2 protein-coding genes are annotated in these 1,158 nt (G+C 69.8%); both read left to right on the plus strand.

The genetic code is table 11. The annotated features are described in order from the left end of the window. Positions 1 to 81 precede the first annotated feature (81 nt). Positions 82 to 546, plus strand: a complete 465-nt coding sequence (locus ND747_RS16440; RefSeq protein WP_251734483.1) for a winged helix-turn-helix domain-containing protein — start codon at positions 82 to 84, stop codon at positions 544 to 546. Further along, positions 510 to 1,133 carry a transposase gene (locus ND747_RS16445; RefSeq protein ID WP_251734484.1) on the plus strand — a complete coding sequence of 208 codons (624 nt, stop codon included), beginning with the start codon at positions 510 to 512 and terminating at the stop codon, positions 1,131 to 1,133. Before ND747_RS16440 ends, ND747_RS16445 begins: the two co-directional genes overlap by 37 nt. Positions 1,134 to 1,158 lie beyond the last annotated feature (25 nt).

A 1,158-nucleotide genomic window follows, 5' to 3' on the forward strand; every position in this document is an offset into this window, starting at 1 on the left:
TGATCACATCCGGTCTGTCCGGGTATGGCCGGACCGTGCTCGGGGCTTGCCGCTGGTATGAGGTATGCGGATGGTGGTGGGTTGACGGCGCAGGGTCGTGCTCGTCGGGAAGCGGTTCGGGTGCAGGCGGCGGACCTGTTCGCCGCGGGGGTCGATCCGGTCGAGGTCGCCCGGCGGTTGCGGGTGAGTACGAAGTCGGCCTACCAGTGGAAACGGCGCTGGCGGGCCGGTGGTGCGGCGGCGCTGGCGTCGCGGGGGCCGAGTGGGGCGTCGTGCCGACTGTCGGACCGTCAGCTTGATCGGCTACGGGTGGAACTGGACCGTGGTCCGGCCGGGCATGGCTGGCCCGACCAGCGCTGGACGTTGGCCCGGGTGACCCTGCTGATCGGCCGGCTGTTCCACATCCGTTACATCCTGCGTGGCACGTCGTATCTGCTGCACCGCATGGGATACAGCCCGCAGGTCCCCGCCCGCCGGGCCGCGGAACGCGACGAGGAGAAGATCGCCGCGTGGCGGGCCGAGACCTGGGCGAAGGTACGAGGCTAGCGGCGACGACCGGCGCGTGGATCCTCTTTGAGGACGAAGCGGGGCAGAGCCTGCGCCCCCCGAAGGCCCGGACCTGGGCACCTCGGGGGCACACCCCGACCGTGCGGGTGTCGGGGAAGGGCTCGGGTCGGGTGTCGATGGCCGCCCTGGTCTGCTACCGGCCCGGGCAGCGGCCTCGGCTGTTCTACCGGGTGCCGACCCACCACGGCCGTCGTGGTGAACGCCGCAGCTTCTCCGAAGACGACTACGCCACCCTGATCGCCGCCGCGCACCACCAGCTCCACGCCCCGATCATCCTGTGCTGGGACAACCTCAACACCCATGTCAGCGCCGCGATGCGCGTGTTCCTCACCCGCCACGCCGGCTGGCTGACCGTGGTCCGCCTGCCTGCCTACGCCCCCGACCTCAACCCCGTCGAAGGGGTCTGGGCACACGTCAAACGCGACCTGGGCAACCACATCCGGGTCACCGTCGACCAGCTCACCATCACGATCAAGACCCTGCTCAAACGCGTCCAGTACCGCCCCGACCTCATCACCGGCTTTCTCGGCCAGACCAGCCTGTCCCTGGATCCAGAACCCCCGTAGCCAGACCCTGACCATTCCAGCTCTG

It is taken from the genome of Frankia sp. R82 (genome assembly GCF_023716925.1).
In the GTDB taxonomy this organism is placed as follows: domain Bacteria; phylum Actinomycetota; class Actinomycetes; order Frankiales; family Frankiaceae; genus Frankia.